This window comes from Streptomyces pseudoechinosporeus, assembly GCF_054783935.1.
The window spans coordinates 1-21570 of sequence record NZ_BAAGPS010000028.1 but is presented as its reverse complement, the minus strand read 5'-3'; the positions used below and the strand labels follow the sequence as shown (position 1 = coordinate 21570).

21 protein-coding genes are annotated in these 21570 nt (G+C 69.0%); 12 read left to right on the top strand and 9 right to left on the bottom strand.

The window, feature by feature from the left end:
- Positions 1-33: 33 nt before the first annotated feature.
- Positions 34-1371: a recombinase family protein gene (locus ACYVO6_RS28520; RefSeq protein ID WP_461066056.1), complete on the bottom strand. Its 1338-nt coding sequence runs from the start codon at positions 1369-1371 to the stop codon at positions 34-36.
- Positions 1372-1544: 173 nt separating this feature from the next.
- Between ACYVO6_RS28520 and ACYVO6_RS28515 the strand changes: the two genes are divergently transcribed.
- A complete protein-coding gene (locus ACYVO6_RS28515; protein ID WP_461066054.1) occupies positions 1545-4748 on the top strand; it encodes an NB-ARC domain-containing protein in 3204 nt (1067 codons plus the stop codon).
- Positions 4749-4937: 189 nt separating this feature from the next.
- On the opposite strand, the gene ACYVO6_RS28510 is transcribed toward ACYVO6_RS28515, so the two are convergent.
- Both ACYVO6_RS28510 and mca read right to left on the bottom strand, forming a co-directional pair.
- The gene (locus ACYVO6_RS28510) at positions 4938-5198 is read right to left on the bottom strand and encodes a hypothetical protein (RefSeq protein ID WP_461066052.1); all 261 of its coding nucleotides are present in this window, start codon (positions 5196-5198) and stop codon (positions 4938-4940) included.
- A gap of 6 nt (positions 5199-5204) precedes the next feature.
- Positions 5205-6083 (bottom strand): mycothiol conjugate amidase Mca, encoded by an 879-nt coding sequence (mca, locus tag ACYVO6_RS28505; protein WP_461066050.1) that lies wholly within the window; start codon positions 6081-6083, stop codon positions 5205-5207.
- Between the two features lie 125 nt (positions 6084-6208).
- Between mca and ACYVO6_RS28500 the strand changes: the two genes are divergently transcribed.
- Positions 6209-6607, top strand: coding sequence for a DUF4307 domain-containing protein (locus tag ACYVO6_RS28500; protein ID WP_461066048.1), 399 nt, complete (start codon positions 6209-6211; stop codon positions 6605-6607).
- Between the two features lie 214 nt (positions 6608-6821).
- On the top strand, positions 6822-7319 hold the full coding sequence (gene greA / locus ACYVO6_RS28495; protein ID WP_189322309.1) for a transcription elongation factor GreA: 498 nt from the start codon (positions 6822-6824) through the stop codon (positions 7317-7319).
- Positions 7320-7374: 55 nt separating this feature from the next.
- Here the strand turns inward: greA and ACYVO6_RS28490 are convergent, their stop codons facing one another.
- The 3 genes from ACYVO6_RS28490 to ilvA form a co-directional block, all read right to left on the bottom strand.
- Positions 7375-8220, bottom strand: a complete 846-nt coding sequence (locus ACYVO6_RS28490; RefSeq protein WP_461066046.1) for an ABC transporter permease — start codon at positions 8218-8220, stop codon at positions 7375-7377.
- Positions 8217-9248, bottom strand: coding sequence for an ATP-binding cassette domain-containing protein (locus tag ACYVO6_RS28485; RefSeq protein ID WP_461066044.1), 1032 nt, complete (start codon positions 9246-9248; stop codon positions 8217-8219). The genes ACYVO6_RS28490 and ACYVO6_RS28485 overlap by 4 nt, the downstream gene beginning before the upstream one ends.
- 223 nt (positions 9249-9471) lie before the next feature.
- The gene (ilvA, locus tag ACYVO6_RS28480) at positions 9472-10701 is read right to left on the bottom strand and encodes a threonine ammonia-lyase (protein WP_461066042.1); all 1230 of its coding nucleotides are present in this window, start codon (positions 10699-10701) and stop codon (positions 9472-9474) included.
- Positions 10702-10863: 162 nt separating this feature from the next.
- On the opposite strand from ilvA, the gene ACYVO6_RS28475 reads away from it, so the two are divergent.
- From ACYVO6_RS28475 to ACYVO6_RS28465, 3 genes are all read left to right on the top strand, one after another.
- Positions 10864-11376: a MarR family winged helix-turn-helix transcriptional regulator gene (locus tag ACYVO6_RS28475; RefSeq protein ID WP_461066040.1), complete on the top strand. Its 513-nt coding sequence runs from the start codon at positions 10864-10866 to the stop codon at positions 11374-11376.
- A gap of 131 nt (positions 11377-11507) precedes the next feature.
- Positions 11508-12017, top strand: a complete 510-nt coding sequence (locus ACYVO6_RS28470) for a sigma factor-like helix-turn-helix DNA-binding protein (RefSeq protein ID WP_461066038.1) — start codon at positions 11508-11510, stop codon at positions 12015-12017.
- On the top strand, positions 12014-12265 hold the full coding sequence (locus ACYVO6_RS28465) for a hypothetical protein (RefSeq protein ID WP_461066036.1): 252 nt from the start codon (positions 12014-12016) through the stop codon (positions 12263-12265). Before ACYVO6_RS28470 ends, ACYVO6_RS28465 begins: the two co-directional genes overlap by 4 nt.
- Before the next feature lie 21 nt (positions 12266-12286).
- On the opposite strand, the gene ACYVO6_RS28460 is transcribed toward ACYVO6_RS28465, so the two are convergent.
- Complete coding sequence (locus ACYVO6_RS28460; RefSeq protein WP_461066034.1) at positions 12287-13441, bottom strand: cystathionine gamma-synthase; 1155 nt, start codon at positions 13439-13441, stop codon at positions 12287-12289.
- Between the two features lie 142 nt (positions 13442-13583).
- On the opposite strand from ACYVO6_RS28460, the gene ACYVO6_RS28455 reads away from it, so the two are divergent.
- The 5 genes from ACYVO6_RS28455 to ACYVO6_RS28435 all read left to right on the top strand — a co-directional run bounded on the left by ACYVO6_RS28455 (position 13584) and on the right by ACYVO6_RS28435 (position 18941).
- Positions 13584-14705 (top strand): hypothetical protein, encoded by a 1122-nt coding sequence (locus ACYVO6_RS28455; RefSeq protein ID WP_461066032.1) that lies wholly within the window; start codon positions 13584-13586, stop codon positions 14703-14705.
- Between the two features lie 68 nt (positions 14706-14773).
- Positions 14774-15490 carry a peptide-methionine (S)-S-oxide reductase MsrA gene (gene msrA / locus ACYVO6_RS28450; RefSeq protein WP_461066030.1) on the top strand — a complete coding sequence of 239 codons (717 nt, stop codon included), beginning with the start codon at positions 14774-14776 and terminating at the stop codon, positions 15488-15490.
- Positions 15491-15568: 78 nt separating this feature from the next.
- Positions 15569-16684, top strand: coding sequence for an AI-2E family transporter (locus ACYVO6_RS28445; protein ID WP_461066028.1), 1116 nt, complete (start codon positions 15569-15571; stop codon positions 16682-16684).
- 576 nt (positions 16685-17260) lie between these two features.
- Complete coding sequence (locus ACYVO6_RS28440) at positions 17261-17932, top strand: HEAT repeat domain-containing protein (RefSeq protein WP_461066026.1); 672 nt, start codon at positions 17261-17263, stop codon at positions 17930-17932.
- Between the two features lie 4 nt (positions 17933-17936).
- On the top strand, positions 17937-18941 hold the full coding sequence (locus ACYVO6_RS28435) for a MerR family transcriptional regulator (RefSeq protein WP_461066024.1): 1005 nt from the start codon (positions 17937-17939) through the stop codon (positions 18939-18941).
- 316 nt (positions 18942-19257) lie between these two features.
- Here the strand turns inward: ACYVO6_RS28435 and msrA (ACYVO6_RS28430) are convergent, their stop codons facing one another.
- Together msrA (ACYVO6_RS28430) and ACYVO6_RS28425 are read right to left on the bottom strand one after the other, a co-directional pair.
- Positions 19258-19770 carry a peptide-methionine (S)-S-oxide reductase MsrA gene (msrA, locus tag ACYVO6_RS28430; RefSeq protein WP_033323708.1) on the bottom strand — a complete coding sequence of 171 codons (513 nt, stop codon included), beginning with the start codon at positions 19768-19770 and terminating at the stop codon, positions 19258-19260.
- A 402-nt stretch (positions 19771-20172) separates the two neighbouring features.
- Positions 20173-20832, bottom strand: coding sequence for an NADPH-dependent F420 reductase (locus tag ACYVO6_RS28425; protein WP_461066022.1), 660 nt, complete (start codon positions 20830-20832; stop codon positions 20173-20175).
- Between the two features lie 82 nt (positions 20833-20914).
- Here ACYVO6_RS28425 and ACYVO6_RS28420 point away from each other — a divergent pair, with 82 nt between their 5' ends.
- Entirely contained in the window at positions 20915-21265 is a 351-nt protein-coding gene (locus tag ACYVO6_RS28420; RefSeq protein WP_461066020.1) for a winged helix-turn-helix transcriptional regulator, read from the top strand.
- The last annotated feature ends 305 nt before the right edge of the window (positions 21266-21570 follow it).

Sequence of the window (21570 nt, the reverse complement as noted above, 5' to 3'; positions counted from 1 at the left end):
AGCTTCAGCTCCGCCATGCGACGGGCCACGCGATCAGGCCGGTCTGCATACGGCCACTCGGTCCGCCCAACGCCAAACGGGAGACACACGCGAGTAGTCCCAGCTGTGGTTTCCCTTCTCACCGGGCCGAACCACCAGCGAGTCGAACACCGAAGCAACGAGCCTCCGCTTCTCGTCGAAGCTCATCTCGCCGGACATCCAGCGCAGCCGGAACGACTCTGGAAGGCGGACCTTTCCATCCCCGGCTTCGGGGAAGAGGAGTCTCTCGATCGCACCATCGGCGAGTGGGCCACTGATCGCGCAGCGCCCGCAGCCGCGCCCCGCGGACCCATTGCAAACGTAGACGTACGGACTTCTCTTGCTCTTGGCCTTGCTGCCGCCCATCCGGCGGCCGCAAACTCGCCCGTCCGAGAACTCACCACCGCAGCGCAGGAAGCCACTGGCCAGATACCGAGGCTCAGCTTTCTCACCTGTAACTCTTGGCGCGCCACTCCCACGGTGCATATAAAGACTTCCCGCCCTGAACGTTGTGCAGACCGCCTGCCATTGCTCAGCGTTCACGATGGCTTCCCATTGGCCCACCACAGGCAGCCCACTGTCGGGGTTGAGCAGCAATTCGCCACGATTTGCCCGATAGCCGCACACGCGGGGCGCCGTCATCATCTGCGTGACGGTTTGTGGGTTGGGGCGCCCACCACGCGTACCCGTCACACCTTGGTCACACCACTCCCTGGTGATGGCGTTCACCGACTTACCGCTGATGCGTTCTTCGATGGCTTTCCGCAGCAACTCGGACTCCACAGGGTGGAGGGTGAGCCTGTCATCCATCCACCCGAAGGGGCGGGGGCCACTGTGCGGCACGCCGTCAACCGCCCGCGACCAGTGCCAGTTGAGGAGTCGTTGTCGTCTGTTTTCCGTCTCCCCCGTCGCGGCATCAAGTGACCTGATGGCCTGCAGCAGCCCCTCCCGCGAATACGGGTCGCGCACTCCGCTCTGGTCGACATAGATACGTCCGGGCCGACAGGTCAGCGCCTCCAGGAACCGCGCGAAATCCTCCGCACGCCGGTAGAGCCGATCATCGGCGACACAGACCACTCCGCTCAGCGATATACCGCTGGATGTCGCTCCTCGCTTCAGGTCCCCGATCAATCGATCGAAGGCCGGTCGTTCACCGCCAGGCTTCGACGCGCTGCGTCCGTTGTCCGTGTAGAGGGCGGCTACAACACATCCGTGCGCTTCTGCTGAGAGTGAGTTGATCCTGTGCTGGTTCCGGACCCCATGAGCATCCCGCTTACGGAAGTCCTCTGACGAACGCGCATACGAAGCAATCGCAACGGTTCCTGATTCACCAGCATTCATGCCGAGCCTCACATCTCCCCCTTTTCGTCAGCTTGTCCAACACCCGTATGAACGAGCGAGTTCAGGGCAGGTCACCCTGAGATCACGAGAGAAGCGATCTGTGTGATCGTCCGCCCCCTCGCGCATGCACCCGGGGCGCAGGACACTTGACCGGGAAAGTCATCGCTGGCGGAGGGGGACCTGACATGCGGGACAGCCATCGGGCTGATGCCGAGCGGCTGTTGGCCCGGGCCGTGGAGGAGGAGGTTCGGCGGTCGGGTGGGCGGACCGACGGGAGTGTGCTGCTGTCGCGGGCGCGTGGGGCGCTGGACGCCATCGCGGGGACGGCGGCGGAGGAGTACGAGGCGTACACGAAGGCGCTGGACGAGGCGGAGGCCGGGCGGCTGACATTCGGGCAGCGGTATGCGCGCGAGGGCGCCGGAACTCCCCTGCTGGTGGCGGTCGTTGCCGCCGTCGCGGCCTGTGTGGCGGATCTGGCGCTCGGCACGAGTGCGGGGACGGCGCTCGGCGCCGGAGCCGTGGTCGGTGTGGCGGGCGCCGCGGCGACGGTGGCGAAGGTGACCGCTTCGCATGTGCCGGCCGCGAGTCGCCGGGCCGGGGCCCTGGGGCAGCCGGGCGGGCCGGAGCAGTTGCGGCTGCAGTGGCTGACGGCGCTGGAGGTGCGCGGTATCCGCCCGTTCCTGGACCAGCAGCGGGTGCTCAGCGCGTCGACCGGCGCGAAGCGGAAGGCGCCGCAGTTGCGGCGTACGGACAAGAGCGCGGCGGCGCGCAGCCGCAGTGTCCTGGAGCGGTCCTTCGATCAACTCCCGGAGCCGGATGGCCCGTTCGCGGGCCGCAGGCAGGAGCTGGGGCGGGTGGCGCAGTGGGTGCACGCGGCCCGCGCGAGTACGGAGACCAAGCCGACGGTGGTCGTGCTGCACGGCGCCCCGGGCTCGGGTCGCAGCACGCTCGCGATCCGTGCGGCGCATGCGCTGAGGGATCAGTTCCGGGGCGCGTGCGTGGTGGACCTGCGCGGCGACAGCCCGGAGGAGCCGCCGCTGTCCACCCGCGACGCGCTGCTGCACCTGCTCAACCGGCTCGGTGCGTCCCGCGAGCAGTTGCTGTTCCGGGAGCGTTCCTCGCCGGAGCAGCAGGTGCGGCGGCTGAGCGAGCTGTACCACCAGCATCTGACCGGCCTGCCGGTGACGATCGTGCTGGACGACGCGAGCGACGCGGAGCAGGTACGGACCCTGGTGCCCGAGCGTTCCGACAGCCTCGTGCTGGTCACGGCACGCAAAGCGCTCGATCTGCCCGCCGACCTCCCCGCCTGGGTGCACCAGCTCCCTGTTGAGGCACTGGACGCGTCGGGCGCCGAGGAGCTGCTGAACGCCGCGGCGCAGGACGCCTCGGGTCCGTACGACGCCGAATCCTGCGACCGGGTGCGGGAGTTGTGCGGCGGCCTGCCCCTGGCGTTGCGGATCGCGGGCTCCTCGCTCGGCCCGCGTACGCATCGCCGGCTGGCCACGGATCTCGAGGCGTACGGTCCGGTCGAGCCGGTCGAACGGGTGCTGTGGCTGCGCTACAGCGACCAGTCGGACACGGCCCGGCGGCTGCTGCGTCGCCTGGCGCTGGCGGGCCGCGCGTCCCTGGGCGCCGCGGCGGCGGCCGCCCTGCTCGCGACGGACGAGGCGGAGGCGACCCGGCACCTGGAGGCGCTGTCGCGGGCCGGCCTCATCGATCATGTACGCGGCAGCCGTTACCGTCTGCACGATCTGGTCCGTGCCTTCGCGCAGGCCCGTCTGCTGGACGAGGAGGATCCGGCCGAGCGTACGGCCGCGCAGGAACGACTCATCGTGAACTACGGCGAGTTGGCGGACTCGGTGATCCGTCTGGTCGACGGCAAGACGTCGACGCGCGCGGACACGGTCGGCCCGCACGGCTTCACCTCGCTGGACGCGGCGCTGCGCTGGCTGGACGACGAGTCGAGCTTCATCACGGCGGCGCTGCGGCACGCGGAGGGCGTGAACCAGGCGGCCGTCCTGAATCTGCTCGGCGCGCTGTGCGACTACTGCCTGCTGCGCGGTGACCTCTACCGGCTGGGCGAGATCAGCGAGTTGACGCAGGCGGTGGACCAGGGACTGCTGGTGCGCTCGGTCCAGTGGCGTACGGGTATCGCGGCCCGTCAGCTCGGCGAGCTCGACAAGGCGCGTACGCAGCTGGCTTCGGTGGTGGACCTCTACTTCGAGGCGCACCACGACGCGGGCGCGGCAAGGGCGCTGTGCTCGCTCGGGATCACGCTGCACCACCAGGGCAATCTCACAGAGGCGGCGGCGAAGCTCCAGGAGGCCATGGATCTCCAGGCCTCTCCCGAGCTCGCGGCGGACCGGGCCTGGACCATGCACGCGCTGGCGGCGGTGGAACGGGACCGGGCCCGCCTCGCCGCGGCCCTGGATCTCCTCACCCAGGCGCTGGTGCTGCACCGCCAGGGCGAGTCCGTGCACGGTGAGGCCTGGGCGCACTTCCAGCTCGGCCAGCTGGGCCTGCGCATGGGTGACGTACCGCGCGCGGAGGCGGAACTCCGCGAGGCCCTCGATCTGTACGGCCGCACCCGTGACCCTCGCGGCGAGGCCTGGGCCCTGACCCAGCTGGCCCGCGCCCGACTGGTCGACGGCGACCCGTCCTCCGCCGTGGACGGCCTCCGCCAGGCGATCTCCCGCCATCGCGACAACGAGGACGCGCGGGGCGAGGCGTGGACGGTGTACTACCTCGGCCAGGCGCTGGAGGAGTCGGGCAACCTGGACCAGGCGGTGCGGGAACTGGAGCGTTCACGGACGATGTTCTCCCGCATCCGGGACGTGTACGGCCTGGCGTGCGCCCGCCACCACTCGGCCCGCGCCACTCGCGACCAACGGGCGGTCCAGACGGGCTCGTTGCGCAACTCGGGCTTCGCCCGCCAACTGCTCGTGGACGCCCGGGCGGACTTCCAGCGCATCGGCGTGGCTCATGGCGAGGCATGGACGTGCCTGGAGCTTGCGGTGGTGGACGCGGGCAACGCCCGTACGCAGTCCGCCCTTTCGCTGTGCGACGAGGCGGCGACACTCTTCGCGTCGTACGGCGACCGGCGGGGCGAGGACTGGGCCCGGTTCCTGCGCTGCACCCTGCTCCCGTACGCCTCCCCGGGCGGCGCCGAGATCGGCACCGCCGTCGCCCAGGAGGAGCTGACCCAGCTCTCCCGCACCAACCACCCGTCCCGCGACGGCAAGCTGGACGACTACATCGAGGCGTATCAGCTGCTGCTGGAGCGAGGCGTCGACCTGGACGCGGGCTGGCAGGCGTGGCGGCTGGGGATGGTGCCCAGTCGGCATGCCCGGGAGGTCATGGGGGTGGCGGTGGCGGCTCAGTCCTCGTAGGGGCGGCTCGGCCTTCGGCGGGGCGGCTCAGTCCGCGTGCTCAGTCTTCGTACGGGTCGACCAGGCGCAATGGCCGACGGACTCGCCGATCCTGAGCCGTCGGAGCGGGCGTATGAGGCAGCGTGTCTGAATGACACGCACTGGGTCTCATTCAGACACGCTGCCTCAGCAGTTCAAGCCGCTGAGCTCTCAGCCCTTCGCAGGCGAGGCCTTCCCCCCGGAACCGGCCTTCTTGTCGGAGGCGTCCCCCTTCGGGCTCTCGTCCTCCTCGAAGTCGACCTTCCCCATGTGCCGGTTCATCGACTTCATAAGCCCCCACACCGCCACCGCCATCACCGCGAACACGATGAAGCCGAGGACGCCAGGGGTCACCTTGTCCTCGTCGACCTCCGCCGCGAGGGGGACGAGGTGCGTCATTGCCAGGCTTGCGCTTGCGCTCATGTCAGGCATTGTCCCTCAGGACTGCCGGACGCCCGCGAAGAGGTCGTCCTCGGGGAGGGACGTATCGACGAGGGACTTCGCGAGTTCGTACTCCTCCGTCGGCCAGACCTCCTTCTGGATCTCCATCGGCACGTGGAACCAGCCGCCGTCGGGGTCGATCTGCGTGGCGTGTGCGATCAGGGCCTTGTCGCGGATCTCGTAGAAGTCGGCGCACGGGACGTGCGTGGTCAGGGTCCGCTCGGCGCGCTGGAACTCGTCCCAGCGCTTCAGCCAGTCCCCGTACGGCGACTCCAGGCCGCGCGACAGCAGCGCGTTGTGCAGCGCCTCGGTGCGCGGGCGGTTGAAGCCCTGGTTGTAGTAGAGCTTCTGCGGCTGGTACGCCGGGCCGAACTCCGACTCCGGGTACGTCTCGGTGTCCGCCGCCCCCTCGAACGCCACCATCGAGATCTTGTGGGTCATGATGTGGTCGGGGTGCGGATAACCGCCGTTCTCGTCGTAGGTGGTGATCACCTGTGGGCGGAAGGAGCGGATCTTGCGGACCAGCTCGCCCGCCGCCTTCTCGACGTCCTCCAGCGCGAAACAGCCCTCGGGCAGCGGCGGCAGCGGGTCACCCTCGGGCAGCCCCGAGTCGACGAAGCCGAGCCACTCCTGCTTGACGCCGAGGATCTCGCGGGCCTCGTCCATCTCCTTCTTGCGTACCTCGTGGATGTGCTCCTCGACGTACTTGTCGCCTTGAAGCTTCGGATTGAGGATGGAGCCGCGCTCCCCGCCCGTGCAGGTCACGACCAGCACGTCCACCCCCTCGGACACGTACTTCGCCATGGTGGCCGCGCCCTTTGACGACTCGTCGTCAGGGTGGGCGTGTACGGCCATCAGTCGCAGCTGGTCAGTCAAGACACAATCCTCGTCAGTCGGCGCCCCCGTATGTTTGGGCGCGATCGGCGGCTTCTATAGTGACCGAAATCGGGGGCGAAAAATTCCGGGGTCCGGCCCTTTGCGCCCCCACAGAGAGGACGATCATGAGTACGGCGAGTACGCAGCTGCCCGAGGGCCGCTACGGTCGCTCCGCGGACGAGCGCGCCGACCGCAAGCTCAAGATCATCGGCAGTGTTCTGGGCGTCGCTCTCCTCACCCTCATCGGCTGGTTCGCCTTCCACTACGTGGTCGGCAACAAGATCAGCGCCGAAGTGATCAGCTTCGACACCTCCGCCGACTCGGTCAAAGTGCACCTGGAGGTACGCAAGGACGCGGACGCCGCGGGCTACTGCACCATCCGCTCGCAGGCCGAGGACGGCGCCGAGGTGGGCCGCGCCGACTTCCGCTTCGACCAGAACGCCACGCGCATTGACAAGGTCGTCACGCTGCGTGTGACGGCCCCGGGCACCACGGCGGAGCTGCTCGGCTGCCACGCCGAGTGACGCCGGGCTCTCCACGCGCCGGTGGCGCCGGGGCTCGATCCGTGCGCGCCGACTGGAATACGTAGGCACGGACCTGCGTTGATGTGATTCTGATGGCTTATGTCCTCCCCCTTCGCCCGCTGAATTGTTAGGCTCGTGGTTTCGCCCTCCCCTGGAGGAACATTCTTCTGGGTAGGGCGATGCTTTGTATTCCCAGTACCGACGAGGAGCACCTGTGACCCAGACCAGCGAGAACGTCACCTGGCTGACCCAGGAGGCGTACAACCAGCTGAAGGCCGAGCTGGAGTACCTGTCTGGTCCTGCGCGCACGGAGATCGCCGCCAAGATCGCGGCCGCGCGCGAGGAGGGCGACCTGCGCGAGAACGGCGGGTACCACGCGGCCAAGGAGGAGCAGGGCAAGCAGGAGCTCCGGGTGCGCCAGCTGACCCAGCTCCTTGAGAACGCGAAGGTCGGCGAGGCGCCGGCGGCCGATGGTGCGGTCGCGCCCGGCATGGTCGTCACCATCGCCTTCGACGGTGACGAGGACGACACGGTGACATTCCTGCTCGCCTCGCGCGAGTACGCGAGCTCGGACATCGAGACGTACTCGCCGCAGTCCCCGCTGGGCTCCGGCGTGAACGGCAAGAAGGTCGGCGAGGACGCCCAGTACGAACTGCCGAACGGCAAGCTCGCCTCGGTGAAGATCCTCAAGGCCAAGCCGTACACAGCCTGAGTCCGAGCTGAGCCCCCGGCCGAGGTCTCCCTCGCGCCGGGGGCTTCCTCATGCGTCACACTGTTGCCGAGCGGTACTTGCGCACCGCCAGCGTCCGGAATATGACGATGATCAGGATCGAGTAGATCAGCGAGGCCCAGACCGGGTGCTGCATGGGCCAGGCGTCCGACGGTGAGACCCCGGGGTTGCCGAACAGCTCGCGGCAGGCCTGCACCGTGGCGCTGAACGGGTTCCAGTCGGCGACATGCTGCAACCAGGGCGTCATCCTGCTGGAGTCCACGAACGCGTTCGAGACGAACGTGACCGGGAAGAGCCAGATCAGCCCGCCGGAGGTGGCCGCCTCGGGCGTACGCACGGAGAGGCCTATCAGTGCGCCGATCCACGTGAACGCGTACCCGGCCAGGAGCAGCAGGGCGAAGGCGCCGAGCACCTCGCCGGCATTGGTGTGTGTGCGCCAGCCGACGAGGAGGGCGACGACGGCCAGCACGAACACCGTTACCGCCGTCTGCACCAGGTCGGCGAGCGTGCGGCCGGTCAGTACGGCCCCGCGCGCCATGGGCAGTGAGCGGAAGCGGTCTATGAGCCCCTTGTGCATGTCATCGGCGATGCCCGCTCCGGCGCCCGCGGTGGCGAAGGTGACGGTCTGCGCGAAGATGCCGGCCATCAGGAACTCGCGGTACGTGCCCGGGTCTGTACTGCCGGCGATATTCATGGAGCCGCCGAACACGTAACTGAACAGCACCACGAACATGATTGGCTGGAAGAGCCCGAAGATGATCATCTCGGGGATGCGGCTCATCCGGATCAGATTGCGTTGGGCGACGACGAGGGAGTCCCGCACGGACTGGCCGATGGCATTCCCCGGCTGCGCGACGCGCACGGTGTCGCTGACGGCGCTCATTCTGCGGCCTCCTTCTCGGCCTTGTCCTGCTTGGACTTGGGCTTGCGGCCCTTCGCGTCCTGCACCCCGCCGTTCCCCTCGTCCTCCGCCTCGGCGTGGTGTCCCGTCAGGGAGAGGAAGACGTCGTCGAGGGTGGGGCGGCGCAGGCCGATGTCGTCGATCTCGATCCCGCGGGTGTCCAGCTCGCGGATGACCTCCGCGAGGAGCTTCGCGCCGCCGGTGACGGGCACGGTCAGCTTGCGGGTGTGCTCCTCGACGGTCGTCTCGCCCTTGCCGAAGCCCCGCAGCACCTCGGACGCGGTGGCTATGTGCTCGCGCTCGTGGACGACGACCTCTACGCGCTCGCCGCCGGTCCGCGCCTTGAGCTGGTCGGAGGTGCCGCGGGCGATGACGCGGCCGTGGTCCACGACGCAGATGTCGTGGGCGAGGTGGTCGGCCTCTTCGAGGTACTGGGTGGTCAGCAGCAGGGTCGTACCGCCGGAGACCAGTCGCTTGATGACCTCCCACAGCTGCTGGCGGTTGCGGGGGTCGAGGCCGGTCGTCGGCTCGTCCATGAACATGACCGGCGGCGAGACGACAAGCGCTGCCGCGAGGTCGAGTCGGCGGCGCATGCCGCCGGAGTACGTCTTGGCGGGGCGGTCGGCGGCGTCGGCGAGGTTGAACTGCTCGAGCAGCTCGCCCGCCCGCACCTTCGCGTCCTTCGCCTTCATCTGGTAGAGCCGGCCGACCATCTGGAGGTTCTCGCGGCCGGTCAGATACTCGTCGACCGCGGCGAACTGGCCGGACAGGCCGATCGAGCGCCGCACTTCGTTGGGGTTCTTGAGCACGTCGATGCCTGCGACGATCGCCTTGCCCCGGTCGGGGCGCAGCAGCGTGGTCAGGCAGCGGACCGCGGTGGTCTTGCCCGCGCCGTTCGGCCCGAGCAGGCCCAGCACGGTGCCCTCCGGGACATCGAAATCGACGCCGTCCAGAGCCCTTACGTCACCGAAGGTCTTCACGAGGCCTTCGGCGTAGATGGCGCCTGGCATGTGAGTTCTCCACGTCGTTGGGGTTTCTTCGGAAATACTGGTTTGCGCGCTTGGTCCCGCCATGAGTGGCGACAGACACACCATAACGCGATGTATCGCGTCTCTCAATGGATTTTTCCAGGTTGTGGATAACTGGGCCTTGACCTCGGCCGCCGGTCTGACGGACTGCCGGCCTGAGGCACTCGCGGCCTGTCGCGCTCCCGACCTGACGGACTGCCAGGCGTCAGTCGATGACCGTGTAACCGGCCTCGCGCAGTGCCTGTCCCACCTCGGCGCAGTGCTCCGGCCCCTTCGTCTCCAGGTGCAGCTCCACCTCCGCCTCCGTGAGCCCGAGCCGCGGATCGGTCCGTACGTGGCTCACATCGAGGACGTTAGCGTCCACCACTGACAACACCCCGAGGAGCGTGGCCAGGGCGCCGGGGCGGTCCGTCAGCCGCAGCCGGACCTGGAGGTAGCGGCCCCCTGCGGCCATGCCGTGCCGCAGGATGCGCTGCATCAGCAGCGGGTCCACATTGCCGCCGGACAGCACCGCCACGACCGGCCCTTCGAACTCCTCGGGCGTGCTCAGCAGCGCCGCGACGGGGCTCGCGCCGGCCGGCTCGACGACCAGCTTGGCCCGCTCCAGACACAGCAGCAGCGCGCTGGACAGGGCGTCCTCGGAGACCGTACGGACCTCGTCCACCAAGTCGCCGACGATCCGGAACGGCACGTCGCCGGGACGCCCCACCTTGATGCCGTCGGCCATCGTCGCCGGGTTCTCGATGGACACCGGGCGCCCCGCCGCCAGCGAGGGCGGGTACGCCGCCGCGCCCGCCGCCTGCACCCCCACGATCCGTACGTCGGGCCGCAGCGACTTCACGGCGATCGCGATGCCCGCGGCGAGACCGCCGCCGCCGATCCCGACGACGATCGTGCGCACCTCGGGGCACTGCTCCAGGATCTCCAGGCCGACCGTGCCCTGGCCCGCGATGATGTCGGGGTGGTCGAAGGGGTGGATGAACACCGCGCCCGTCTCGGCCGCGTACTCCTGGGCGGCGGCCAGCGTCTCGTCCACCACCGTGCCGTGCAGTCGCACCTCGGCTCCGTAGTGGCGTGTCGCGGCGACCTTCGGCAGCGGGGCGCCGGTCGGCATGAACACCGTGGAACGCACCCCGAGCAGGGAGGAAGCCAGTGCGACCCCCTGGGCGTGGTTGCCGGCGCTCGCCGCGACGACACCCGCGGCGCGCTCCTCGGGAAGCAGCCCGGCTATCCGCACGTACGCGCCGCGCAGCTTGAACGAGCCCGTCCGCTGCAGGTTCTCGCACTTGAAGTGCACGGGCGCGCCCACCAGCCCGGACAGATACCTGCTGCCCTCCATGGCGGTCACCCGCGCCACGCCCGCGAGCATCTTCTGGGCGCCGCGCACATCGTCGAGGGTCACCGTCGGCAAGGAGTCAGCCGTGCTGTAGCTCATGACCACCAGTCTCGCAGCTCACGCTCCACCCCACGGGCCATGACCAAGGTCCCGTACAGGTTTGCGCAGCGCCGGTACGGCCCGCCCCCCGTCCGCGTACTCTGTCCCCCAACCCAGCCCCACGCATGAATAGAGCCCCCGGCCATGCCCACAACACCAGAAATGTCGATGGACATGACGACCGTCGGTGACACCGGTCTTCTCGAATCGCTCCAGCACGAGGTGGCGGTGTTCGCCCGCCGTGCAGAACAGACCCGGCTCGGCGGGGTCGGGCAGGTCCGCAACTCCATGGACCGCGCCGCGTATCTGCTGCTCAACCGCCTCGACAAGGAGGGCCCGATGGGCGTCAAGGCGCTCGCCGCGAGCATGGGCATCGACTCGTCGACGGTCACCCGTCAGGTCGCGCCGCTCGTGGACACCGGGCTCGTCAAGCGCACCTCGCACCCGGAGGACGGTCGTGCCGTGGTGCTCCAGCTGTCGCCGCGCGGGCTCTCCCGCCTGGAGGAAGTCCGCTCCTCCAGGCGGCAGTTGATGGCCGAACTCACCGAGGACTGGACCCCGGAGGAGCGGGAGGCGTTCTGCACGCTCCTCACGCGTTTCAATGTCGCGCTGTCCACCCGGATGGCCGCGGCGTCGGTGGAAGGGGCCTCCGTAGAGGCGCCCTCGCCCTCCTGACTGCCCCCGCATCGTGTCCGCCTCTTGACCAGGGGGCCGTGCCTGGCCTCAGATGAGATCGGGTCCCTGTAGTACGCGATTTTCCTCGCCGTACGCCCCAGGGGCCCGGTTTCCCAGAGTCGGGAGGCGCGGTGCGAGATCGGCAGGCGTCCCAAGGCGCCCGCCGGGCCCGGGAGTTCGAGGCGTTCGTCGCGGGCGCGGCAGGGCGGCTGCTGCATGCGGCCACACTCCTCACGGCGGAGTCCCCGAACGACAACCCGCGCGCGCGGCGCCTGCTCACGGCATCGCTGGCGCATACGTACGCCTCCTGGGACCGGCTGCGCGGCGAGGACCCGTACGACCGCACCCGGCAGCAGCTGGCAGTGCGCTTCGCACGCGGGGCCTGGCATCAGTACGGCGCCCTGGGCTGGGCACACCCCCGTGGCCGCCCGAACACCGGCGGCGTACTGCACCGTCTCAGTCCCCAGGAGCGGCTGATCCTGGTCCTGCGCATGTTCGAGGGCGTGGCCGAGGAGCAGACGGCGGCGCTGCTGGGGCTGCCCCTGGAGCGCGTACGGGCGATCTGTGCCCGCGCGATGGCGAACCTGCTGCATCCGCCGCGTGAGCCGGCCCCGGCGGTGGCGAAGGTGGTGCCGTCATGAGCCCGTATGACCGCAGGGAGGACGCCGTCCGCCGCATCCTGGAGGACGCGCCGCCCCCCGTACCGCCCCATCTGTACGCGGACGTCGTGCGGCGCGGCAGCCGCATGCTGCGCCACAGGAAGGCGGCCCGGCGGCTGCTGTGGCTGCTGTTGTTCGCAGCCGCCGTGGCCTTCGTGGTGTGGGCATCGATGGCCCAGCCGTGGGTGGAGCCGCCGTCGGAGACGACTCCACCGCTCACCGGCTGGTAGGCCTCACCGGTCGGCAGACGATCAGCCGAGGGCCTGGGTGAGGTCCTGGAGGAGGTCGTCGACGTTTTCGATGCCTACGGAGAGGCGTACGAGATCGGCGGGCACCTCGAGTGCCGAGCCGGCCGCGGACGCGTGCGTCATACGCCCCGGATGCTCGATCAGGGACTCGACGCCGCCCAGGGACTCGCCCAGGGTGAACACCTTGGCGCGGTTGCAGACCTCCACGGCCGCCTCCTCGCCGCCCGTGACCTGGAAGGAGACCATGCCGCCGAACGCCTTCATCTGCTTGGCGGCGACCTCGTGCCCGGGGTGCTCCGCAAGGCCCGGGTACAGAACACGCGTCACGCGCACGTGCCTGCTGAGCATCTCGGCGACCGTGGCGGCGTTCTCGCTGTGCCGGTCCATCCGTACGGCGAGCGTCTTGATGCCGCGCAGCACCAGCCAGGAGTCGAAGGGGCCGGCGACCGCGCCCATCGCGTTCTGGTGGTACGCCAGTTCCTCGCCCAGCCCCTCGTCGTTCACGACGAGCGCACCGCCCACGACGTCCGAGTGGCCGCCCATGTACTTGGTCAGCGAGTGCACCACGATGTCCGCGCCGAGCGCGAGCGGCTGTTGGAGGTAGGGGCTGGCGAAGGTGTTGTCGACGACCAGCCTGGCGCCCGCCTCGCGCGCGATCTGGGCGACCGCGGCGATGTCGGTGATACCGAGGAGCGGATTGGACGGCGTCTCCACCCAGACGATCTTGGTCTTGGGGGTGACGGCGGCCCGGACGGCGGCGGGATCACTGGTGTCGGCGACCGACCATTCCACCCCCCACCGGGAGACGACCTTCGCGAAGAGGCGGAACGTACCGCCGTACGCGTCATTGGGGATGACCACGTGGTCCCCGGGGCTGAGCAGCGTACGCAACAGGCAGTCCTCGGCCGCCAGTCCGGACGCGAACGCGAGGCCGCGGCGACCGCCCTCCAGGGCGGCGAGGTTCTCCTCCAGGGCCGTCCTGGTCGGATTGGCGCTGCGGCTGTACTCGTAGCCGCCGCGCAGTCCGCCGACGCCGTCCTGCTTGTAGGTCGAGACCTGGTAGATCGGCGGGACGACCGCGCCGGTGAGGGGATCGGCGGTGTTCCCCGCGTGGATCGCCACGGTTTCGAAGTGCTGGCTGATGTGCCTGTCGCTCATGGGCACCGAGGGTAGTGCGCTTGCGCGGATCGTGACGGCGGGAGACTGTGGCGGGGCCGGGACGGCGGTACGAGCGACGGTTTTCCACAGGAACTGCCGACCAGGTTGGCCAATTGTCAGACCCGTCTGGTTCGCTTGAGACATGGAGATTCTCTGGGTACTGATAGCGCTGGTCATGATGGGCTTCGTCCTCGGACCGATCTTGATGCGCAGGCGTGCCGGTGGTATCCAGCAGGTCGCTCCCGGCGACCCGGACGCGGCCGACCCGGCGAACTACGGCTTCCTGCGCCAGGAGGAGCTGGACATCCGCATGCCCGGCCCCGACCCGGACCTGCTGGAGGTCCTTGACCTGGTGCAGAGCAGCCAGGACTACCGGGGAGCGTCGCAGCTCCTCGCCGGCACGGAGACAGACGGCGAGCTGCGCTGGCAGCGCGTGCAGGCCTTCGCGGGCGCCGCGTCGCTGGAGCTGCACCAGCGCCCCGGCGGAGTCAGCGAGAGCCCCGGCGGTCAGTGGCTGCGGGTCTGGCGCGCCGAGAAGCCCAAGGACGCGGGCGGCGCGGCCGTGCACGCGGAGTTCCTGGTGCAGCAGGCGTGGCGTACGTCGACGCCCGGCACGGACGAGTTCCGGATCATCATGGAGGAGGCGAAGTCGGCCTGCGACGAAGCGGCGCTGCTCTCCCCCGGTGACCCGATCCCGTACATCATCGAGCTCTCCGTGGCGCGCGGACTGGCGTATCCGCAGGCGGAGTTCGAGAAGCTCTGGCTGAAGATCCTGGACCGCGCCCCCGCGCACATGGGGGCGCATCTGGCGGCGCTGCACTACTGGTGCGAGAAGTGGCACGGCTCGCGCGAGGTGGCGTACGCCTTCGCGGAGGCGGCGGCAGCGCGCGCCCCGCAGGGTTCGCTGCTCGCGGCGATGCCCCTCTTCGCGGTCTTCGAGCACCTGCCGGAGGTCAACCTCGTCCAGGGCTTCTACCAGAGCGAGGTCGTCACGAAAGCGGTCCACGGCGCGCTCTTCGCGGTGCACGCGGCCCGCCCGGACGACCCGATGCTCGCCCACGTACGTCATCTCCTGGTGTTCTTCCTGGTACGCGGCGAGCGCTGGGCCGAGGCGATGAGCCAGCTCGTGCATGTCGACGGCCACGTAGGGGCGCTGCCGTGGACGCTGACGCCGGACCCGGCTGCGGACTACGCGGTGTACCGCGCGCTGGCGGTCGCGGGATACGAGGCGAACGGAGGGAGCCCGGCGACGCTGCCGCACTGAACGTCCCAGTTGGAATTCCGGACGGGCCCCGTACGTTCTCTCAACGGGCCCACCGCCGAGGAGACCGCGTGTTCCTGCACAGCCGTTCACCGCAGCTGCCCACCCCCGAGCAGGCCCTGACCGGCCGCCCCGAGCCGGCCTTCTCGGTCCCCGAGCGCCACACCGTGCTCGGCAACCCGCTCCTCGGCCCCTACCCCGAGGGCCTGGAGATCGCCGACTTCGGCCTGGGCTGCTTCTGGGGTGCGGAGCGCAAGTTCTGGCAGCTCCCGTCCGGCGTCTGGACGACACTGGTCGGCTACCAGGGCGGCTTCACCGAGAACCCCACGTACGAGGAGGTCTGCTCGGGCCTGACCGGCCACACGGAAGCGGTCCGAGTCGTCTACGACCCGTCCCTCATCTCCTACGACCGCCTCCTGAAGCTCTTCTGGGAATCCCACAACCCCACCCAGGGCTTCCGCCAGGGCAACGACGTGGGCACCCAGTACCGCTCGGCCATCTACACCCACACCCCTGAGCAGGCGACCGCCGCAGAGGCGTCCCGCGACGCGTACCAGAAGGTCCTGACGGGCTCGGGCTACGGCACGATCACGACGGAGATACTTCCCGCGGAGGGGCGCCCTCTCTATCCAGCGGAGGGGTATCACCAGCAGTACCTCGACAAGAATCCGGCGGGGTACTGCGGGATCGGGGGGACGGGCGTCAAGCTAGGTGACCCGTTCGGGACGAACTGGGGGGAGTCCTGCCCGACCGGTGTCGCTCCTGCGCCGGAAGCGCGCGACAAGTAGCACCCGTGCCCTCAAGCTGCCGCACAGTAGTGCGAACAGCGATACCGGTGTGACTTGAGTAAGCAATAGAGTGCCCACGTGACTGCCACGTTGAGTTCCACGAGGACCCGCGCCGCGCTCCGCACATCGGCGCGTGTCTCCGGGGAGCTGCTACTGATATTTGTGATGCTGGCGGTAACTTTGTGGCTTTTGGGTCGGATGTGGTCGGTCGTGTGGCCGCTCGTAGTCGGCCTGCTTCTGACCACACTGACTTGGCCCCTGACTCGTTTCCTCCGTCGTCACGGGTGGAAACCCGCCCTCGCTGCGTCGGTCGTGACCGTGCTGTTCCTCCTGGTCGCGGCGGGCGTCGTAGCGTTGATCGCAGTACCGGTGGCGTCCCAGTCCGGCGAGCTGACCGACGGCGTGGTCGAAGGCATCCAGAAGCTGCGCGAGTGGGCCGCCGGTCCGCCGTTGAACATCGGGGACGCCGAGATCAACAAGGCCTTCGACACCGCGGTCGCCCGGGCTCAGGACGGCCTCGGCAGCATGGTCGGTACTGTCGTCACGGGAGTGAGCACCGTGGTCAACGGCGTGGTCACCGCCGTCCTGGCACTCTTCCTGATGTTCTTCTTCCTCAAGGACGGCCCACGGTTCCTGCCGTGGCTCGCCCGTCAGCTGCCCGGTCGGCTCGCCACCGACGTCCCGACCGTGGCCGCGCGCGGCTGGGACACCCTGAGCTCGTTCGTGCGTTCGCAGGCGGCCGTCGGCCTGCTCGACGCCGTCCTGATCGGCCTGGGTCTGTGGATTCTGGGGGTACCGCTGGTGCTCCCGCTGGCGGTGCTGACCTTCGTCTCCGCGTTCGTGCCGATCATCGGCGCCCTGTTCGCCGGTTTCGTCGCGGTGCTTATCGCGCTGGTCTCCAACGGGCTGACTGACGCGCTGATCGTGCTGGCCATCATCGTCGTGGTGCAGCAGCTGGAGGGCAACGTGTTCCAGCCCATGATCCAGAGTCGGGGGCTCGGCCTCCATGCGGCCGTGATCCTGCTGGCGGTGACGTTGGGCGGCAGTCTGGCCGGCATTGTGGGCAGTCTGCTCGCCGTACCGATCGCCGCGCTGATCGCGGTGGTCTGGAACTATGTGCGCGAGCAGCTCAGCGCCCCGTCACGGGAACCGGGGACCGACGAGTCGGACACCGGCGCCGCCGTCCCGTCATAGCAGGTGCCCAGGTTTGGCCCCCGACCCGACGCCTGACGAACCGTTGCCCCAAGGGCGGGTCACATGACAGCACAGACACCGCGGGACGAGCGTCAAGCTAGGTGACCCGTTCGAGACGAACTGGGGAGCTTCCTGCCCGACGGGCATCGCTGCGGCTCCCAGCTGAGTGGATACGTGCCTCGCAGACTGCAGGTGTTCGGCTCATACGTTCCCTCCGCCCAGAGCAGTGTCCCGGTGAGCTCCCGCTCGTGGTGAATTCGGAAGTCGTGATCCCGAGTACGTCGGCGGCCGGGACCTGGCGGGGTCCACAAGGACGCTTCGTTGGTCGAAGCTGTGTTGGAGGTCCGCTTCGGAGTGGAAGACCGGCCTCTGCCGGCACAGCTTCGTCATGACCTCGTCCAGTGAGATCAGTCCGGCAATGGTTGCAGCGCAGCCCATCGGTTCCATGGTCACCGTGCCATTCAAGTCGTCCCCCGGGTGAGCCCTCAAGACCGGCGAAGGTGCAAAGTCGCCCGGTGAGCCTTTGACCTTGACACGGTGACAACGCCTTCACTGCTTCCCAAGGAGGTGGTCCCGATGACCATGACGAGAGGGGACACGGATGCGATACGAGCACTCCAGGGCCTGGAGGACAGCCGTTCGTCCGTGCGACTGCGGGCGGCTCTGGCGGTCGGTACGGCGCCTGACCCGTGCTTCGTCGACAAGCTCATCGAGCGATGCGCGATCGAGCCCGAGTTCTTCGTCCGCGACATGCTGACCTGGGCGCTCACCCGCCACCCGGTGTCCCTGACGCTCCCCGAGCTGCTCCGCGAAGTCCACTCGGAGCGTGCGCAGGCACGCAGCCAGGCGCTGCACACGCTGTCCAAGATCGGGGACCGGCAGGCGTGGCCGGCGATCACACGGACGCTGTTGTCCGACGCCGACGACGAGGTGGCGCGGAGCGCCTGGCGGGCCGCGGTCGTGCTCGTGCCGGAAGGCGAGGAGTCCGCCCTGGCCACGGTCCTGGCGACGCAGTTCGGACGCGGTGAGCAGGAGACGCAGCTGAGTCTCAGCCAGGCGCTGGTCGCGCTGGGTGAAGTGATCGTGCCGGTTCTGCATGCCGCGACGACGGCTGATGACCCGCGCGTGCGTGCGCACGCGCTCGCCACACAACGGCTGCTGCGCGACCCGGACGCCGGATTCGAGCTGGCGATCGAGGAGGCCAAGCGCGTCGTGGCCCTCACCGGGGCCCCTCAGGACGGACGATAGAACCGTGCTGATCGGTGAGGTGGCGCGACGGTCCGGGGTCAGTGCCCGCATGCTCAGGCATTACGAGTCGCTCGGCCTCATGCGGCCTTCGGGCCGTACGGGCTCCGGCTATCGGGAGTACTCCGGCGAGGACATCCGGCGGATCTTCCACATCGAGAGCCTGCGGTCGCTGGGACTGTCGCTGCGTGAGATCGGACGCGCGCTCGACGATCCCGGCTTCACGCCCTCGGCGCTCGTCGACGACCTCATCCGTCAGACACGCGACCGCATCGCGGCCGAGACCGAGCTGCTCACGCGGCTGCGCCGGATCGACGCCGCGGACCCCGCCGGCTGGGAGGACGTCCTCCAGGTCGTCGCATTCCTCCAGGCGCTGGGGTCGAAGAGCGCCACCGCCCGCCAACGCGCGGCCCTTTCCTCGGTCGACGAGGTTCCGGTGCCGGTGGAGGCCCTGGTCGAGGCGGTACTTCGGGAGACGGAGCCGAACGTCGCCGGAGCCCTTCGATGGGCGCTGGCGCGATCGGGCGACGGCGGCACGGCGCTGCTGGCGGAGGGCCTCGGCTCACCGGTGGCCGCGGTGCGGGAACGTGCCGTTCAGTCCCTCGCCGAGATGCCCGGTGATGAGGCCACCGCCCGGCTACGGGACGCTCTCACGAACCCCGATGTCGTGGTCCGCGGCCATGCGGCTGTGACGCTCGGGACGCGTGGAGTCGCCGATGCGGTCCCTGCACTCGTCGGCATGATCGTGGCGGGCAGGAACGACACCGATGCGGCCGATGCATTGAGCATGCTGGCCAGCGACACGGCGACGGCGGATCAGATCGCCACCAGGCTCGTCGACCGCCTCGCCCACGACACCACTGAAGCACCTGCACGCGTACGGCTGACCCAGGCGCTGGCGGACATCCCGGGGAGCACGGCGTCATGTGCCCTCGTGGAGCTGTCGCATGACGGGGACCGTGCCGTTGCGCTGACTGCGGCGTACCTTCTTCGGCTACGCGACGCACGGTGACGGATCTCTCCTGGGGTGCCGCAGCGCCCACCCCATCCGGCGCGCCGACCGGACGCTCAGCCGAGCCAATTCGGGCGTCAAAATGCCAACTGCGCCACTCAGTCACAGCTTCGTGGCGTCGCTGCCCGGCGGAACGGGTCACACGGCATTACAGGCCCGGCGGGGCGGGCGCCAAACTGGGTGACCTGCCCCGACTGTGTACCGCTGCCCGTCCCCTTCGCCCACAGTGGGGCACCCGGCCCCGCAGAGGCAAGCGCGGCCCGGCTTGCGGAGCCTCTGCCAGTCAGTCTCCGCCGTCCGCCGGGCCGCCTCGCGGTCAGCCCTCAGCGCGGGCGGGCAGCCGCCATCCCGGGCGCGGGAAGTGGCAGGTGTAGCCGTCCGGGTAACGCTGCAGGTAGTCCTGATGCTCGGGCTCGGCCTCCCAGAAGGGGCCCACCGGCTCTACCTCAGTGACGACCTTGCCCGGCCACAATCCAGAGGCGTCCACATCCGCGATCGTGTCCTCGGCGATCCGCTTCTGCTCGTCATCCACGTAGTAGATCGCCGAGCGGTAGCTGAGGCCGATGTCGTTGCCTTGGCGGTTCTTTGTGCTCGGGTCGTGGATCTGGAAGAAGAACTCCAGGATCGCGCGGAAGTCGGTCTTCGCGGGGTCGAAAAGGATCTCAATGGCCTCCGCGTGCGTGCCGTGGTTACGGTACGTCGCGTTCGGCACGTCACCCCCGGTGTATCCCACCCGGGTCGCCGTCACGCCCGGAAGTCGGCGGATCAGCTCCTCCATCCCCCAGAAGCATCCGCCCGCCAGCACGGCCCTCTGCGTCTGCGCAGCCATTGCGGCCCTCCCATATCTGCCAGCTCGGTCACTCGGACTACTCGGCTCGTACACCACCGGCATCCCATGCCCACCCTCCTCAACGCGCGAGGGTTCCTGGCAATTCCGTGCCCGTCCGACCGGCCCGCGGTTGCCCACCCCCACGCCGGCGAGGCCGCCGAACGCTCAACCGTCGCTGCTGTGGGTCCACACGGCATCACAGACCCAGCGGGACGGGGGTCAAGCTAAGTACCCCGTTCGAGACGAACTGGGGTGCCTCGTGCCCGACGGCCGTCGCTCCGGCGCCGGAGGTTTCGGAAAAGTAGCCGAACCAGCCTGCGTCTCACCCAGTCGGCCCTGGCATCGATCATCGTTCGCGCGGTGCCACGGCCGACTCGGCTTGCAACTCCTGAGGCGATGCCCTCATGCCCCTTGCTTCTCGGGGCCTGCCGCATACGCCAGGGGCGGCGCAATCGCCTGAACGTCTGCCCCTTCTCCGACCCACAGGGCGATGAACAGCGCGGCGGTCGCCTCCAGCAGCCCGGCCCGTTCCAGCCCGCCCCCCATGAGGGGCTCACAGCCCGCATCTCGCACCAGATCGCGTACGAGCGCCAGTGCCCGCTGATCGTCCCCGCAGACGGGAACGGCAAGTGGCCGCCCGTCGAAGACCGGCGGACTCATGCGCCACACGTCTTCGTGGCAGAGGTTGAACGCCTTGACCACATGCGCACCAGGTGCTGCGGCAGCCAGCCTGCGTGCGGCCGAGGGGCCATCTTGTGTCAGCAGGCGAAAACCGGGCCCCACCGGATTGGAGCAGTCGAGCAGGACCCTCCCGCTCAGGACCGTGTGAAGTTCCTGAGCGACTTCCGCCCCCGCCTCGTAGGGCAGCGCGACCAGCACCACCTCACCGAACCCGGCCGCCTTGCGCAGAGTCCCGTGCCTCGCATCACCCCCAAGGCGCGTTGCGAGCCGCTGTGCCTTCCGCTCGTCCCGCCCTCCGACGAACACCTCGTGCCCCGCCCTGGCCCAGTGCGTGGCGAGTGCGTCCGCCATATTGCCCGTCCCCAACACGCCGATCTTCACCGATCTGCCCCTCTACGCTCGCCGCACTTGCTTCACAGCTTTTGAGGCAACGCTAGAAAGCTCGTCAGGCACCATGTGGTAAGTGACAACCGACGCCTTCCTCGCCGACTGCCGTGCCCGCCTTGCCTTCGACCTTCTCTCCAACACGTGGAACGCCGTTGTGCTCTGGGCCCTGCGCGACGGGCCCAAGCGCCCCGGCAGACTGCGTGACCACATCGGCGGCATCAGCCCCAAAGTCCTCACCGAGACGCTGCGGCGCCTGGAATTCAACGGCTTGGTGAAGCGGGACGCCTATAGCGAGGCGCCGCCCCGTGTCGAGTACGAACTCACCGATCTGGGCCGGACGTTGCTCGGCCCGATCGATGCGTTTGGCGCGTGGGCCTTCGAGCACGGCGATGAGGTCATGGCTGCCCAGGACCGGCATGCCACGTAGGTTCCGGACCGGCAAACTGACCACCCTCACAGCCGCTAGAACTCGCTTCGTGCGTGACTACACGACCTTCGGATGCCCGTACTTCGGCTGATCTCCGGCACTGAACGGGTCACATGGCATGAGAGGCTCGGCGGGACGGGGGTCAAGCTAACCCTGGGTATTCAGCGGAATCGGGCGATCTGATGCCCCGATAGCAGAAAGGTGCCGTTGACCTGCGAGGATGCGAGTGTCTAGATCGTATCCGCTGCAGAGAGCAAGGCACCTTTCTGGTGGTCGAGAGTACAGGGTGGGACCGTCGGCTGAAC

Excerpts from the sequence above, each read along its gene's own strand:
- ACYVO6_RS28515 (WP_461066054.1), top strand. The coding sequence starts at position 1,545 with ATGCGGGACAGCCATCGGGCTGATGCCGAGCGGCTGTTGGCCCGGGCC.
- ACYVO6_RS28510 (WP_461066052.1), bottom strand. The coding sequence starts at position 5,198 with ATGCCTGACATGAGCGCAAGCGCAAGCCTGGCAATGACGCACCTCGTC.
- ACYVO6_RS28500 (WP_461066048.1), top strand. The coding sequence starts at position 6,209 with ATGAGTACGGCGAGTACGCAGCTGCCCGAGGGCCGCTACGGTCGCTCC.
- ACYVO6_RS28490 (WP_461066046.1), bottom strand. The coding sequence starts at position 8,220 with ATGAGCGCCGTCAGCGACACCGTGCGCGTCGCGCAGCCGGGGAATGCC.
- ACYVO6_RS28485 (WP_461066044.1), bottom strand. The coding sequence starts at position 9,248 with ATGCCAGGCGCCATCTACGCCGAAGGCCTCGTGAAGACCTTCGGTGAC.
- ilvA (WP_461066042.1), bottom strand. The coding sequence starts at position 10,701 with ATGAGCTACAGCACGGCTGACTCCTTGCCGACGGTGACCCTCGACGAT.
- ACYVO6_RS28475 (WP_461066040.1), top strand. The coding sequence starts at position 10,864 with ATGTCGATGGACATGACGACCGTCGGTGACACCGGTCTTCTCGAATCG.
- ACYVO6_RS28465 (WP_461066036.1), top strand. The coding sequence starts at position 12,014 with ATGAGCCCGTATGACCGCAGGGAGGACGCCGTCCGCCGCATCCTGGAG.
- ACYVO6_RS28460 (WP_461066034.1), bottom strand. The coding sequence starts at position 13,441 with ATGAGCGACAGGCACATCAGCCAGCACTTCGAAACCGTGGCGATCCAC.
- ACYVO6_RS28455 (WP_461066032.1), top strand. The coding sequence starts at position 13,584 with ATGGAGATTCTCTGGGTACTGATAGCGCTGGTCATGATGGGCTTCGTC.
- ACYVO6_RS28440 (WP_461066026.1), top strand. The coding sequence starts at position 17,261 with ATGACCATGACGAGAGGGGACACGGATGCGATACGAGCACTCCAGGGC.
- msrA (WP_033323708.1), bottom strand. The coding sequence starts at position 19,770 with ATGGCTGCGCAGACGCAGAGGGCCGTGCTGGCGGGCGGATGCTTCTGG.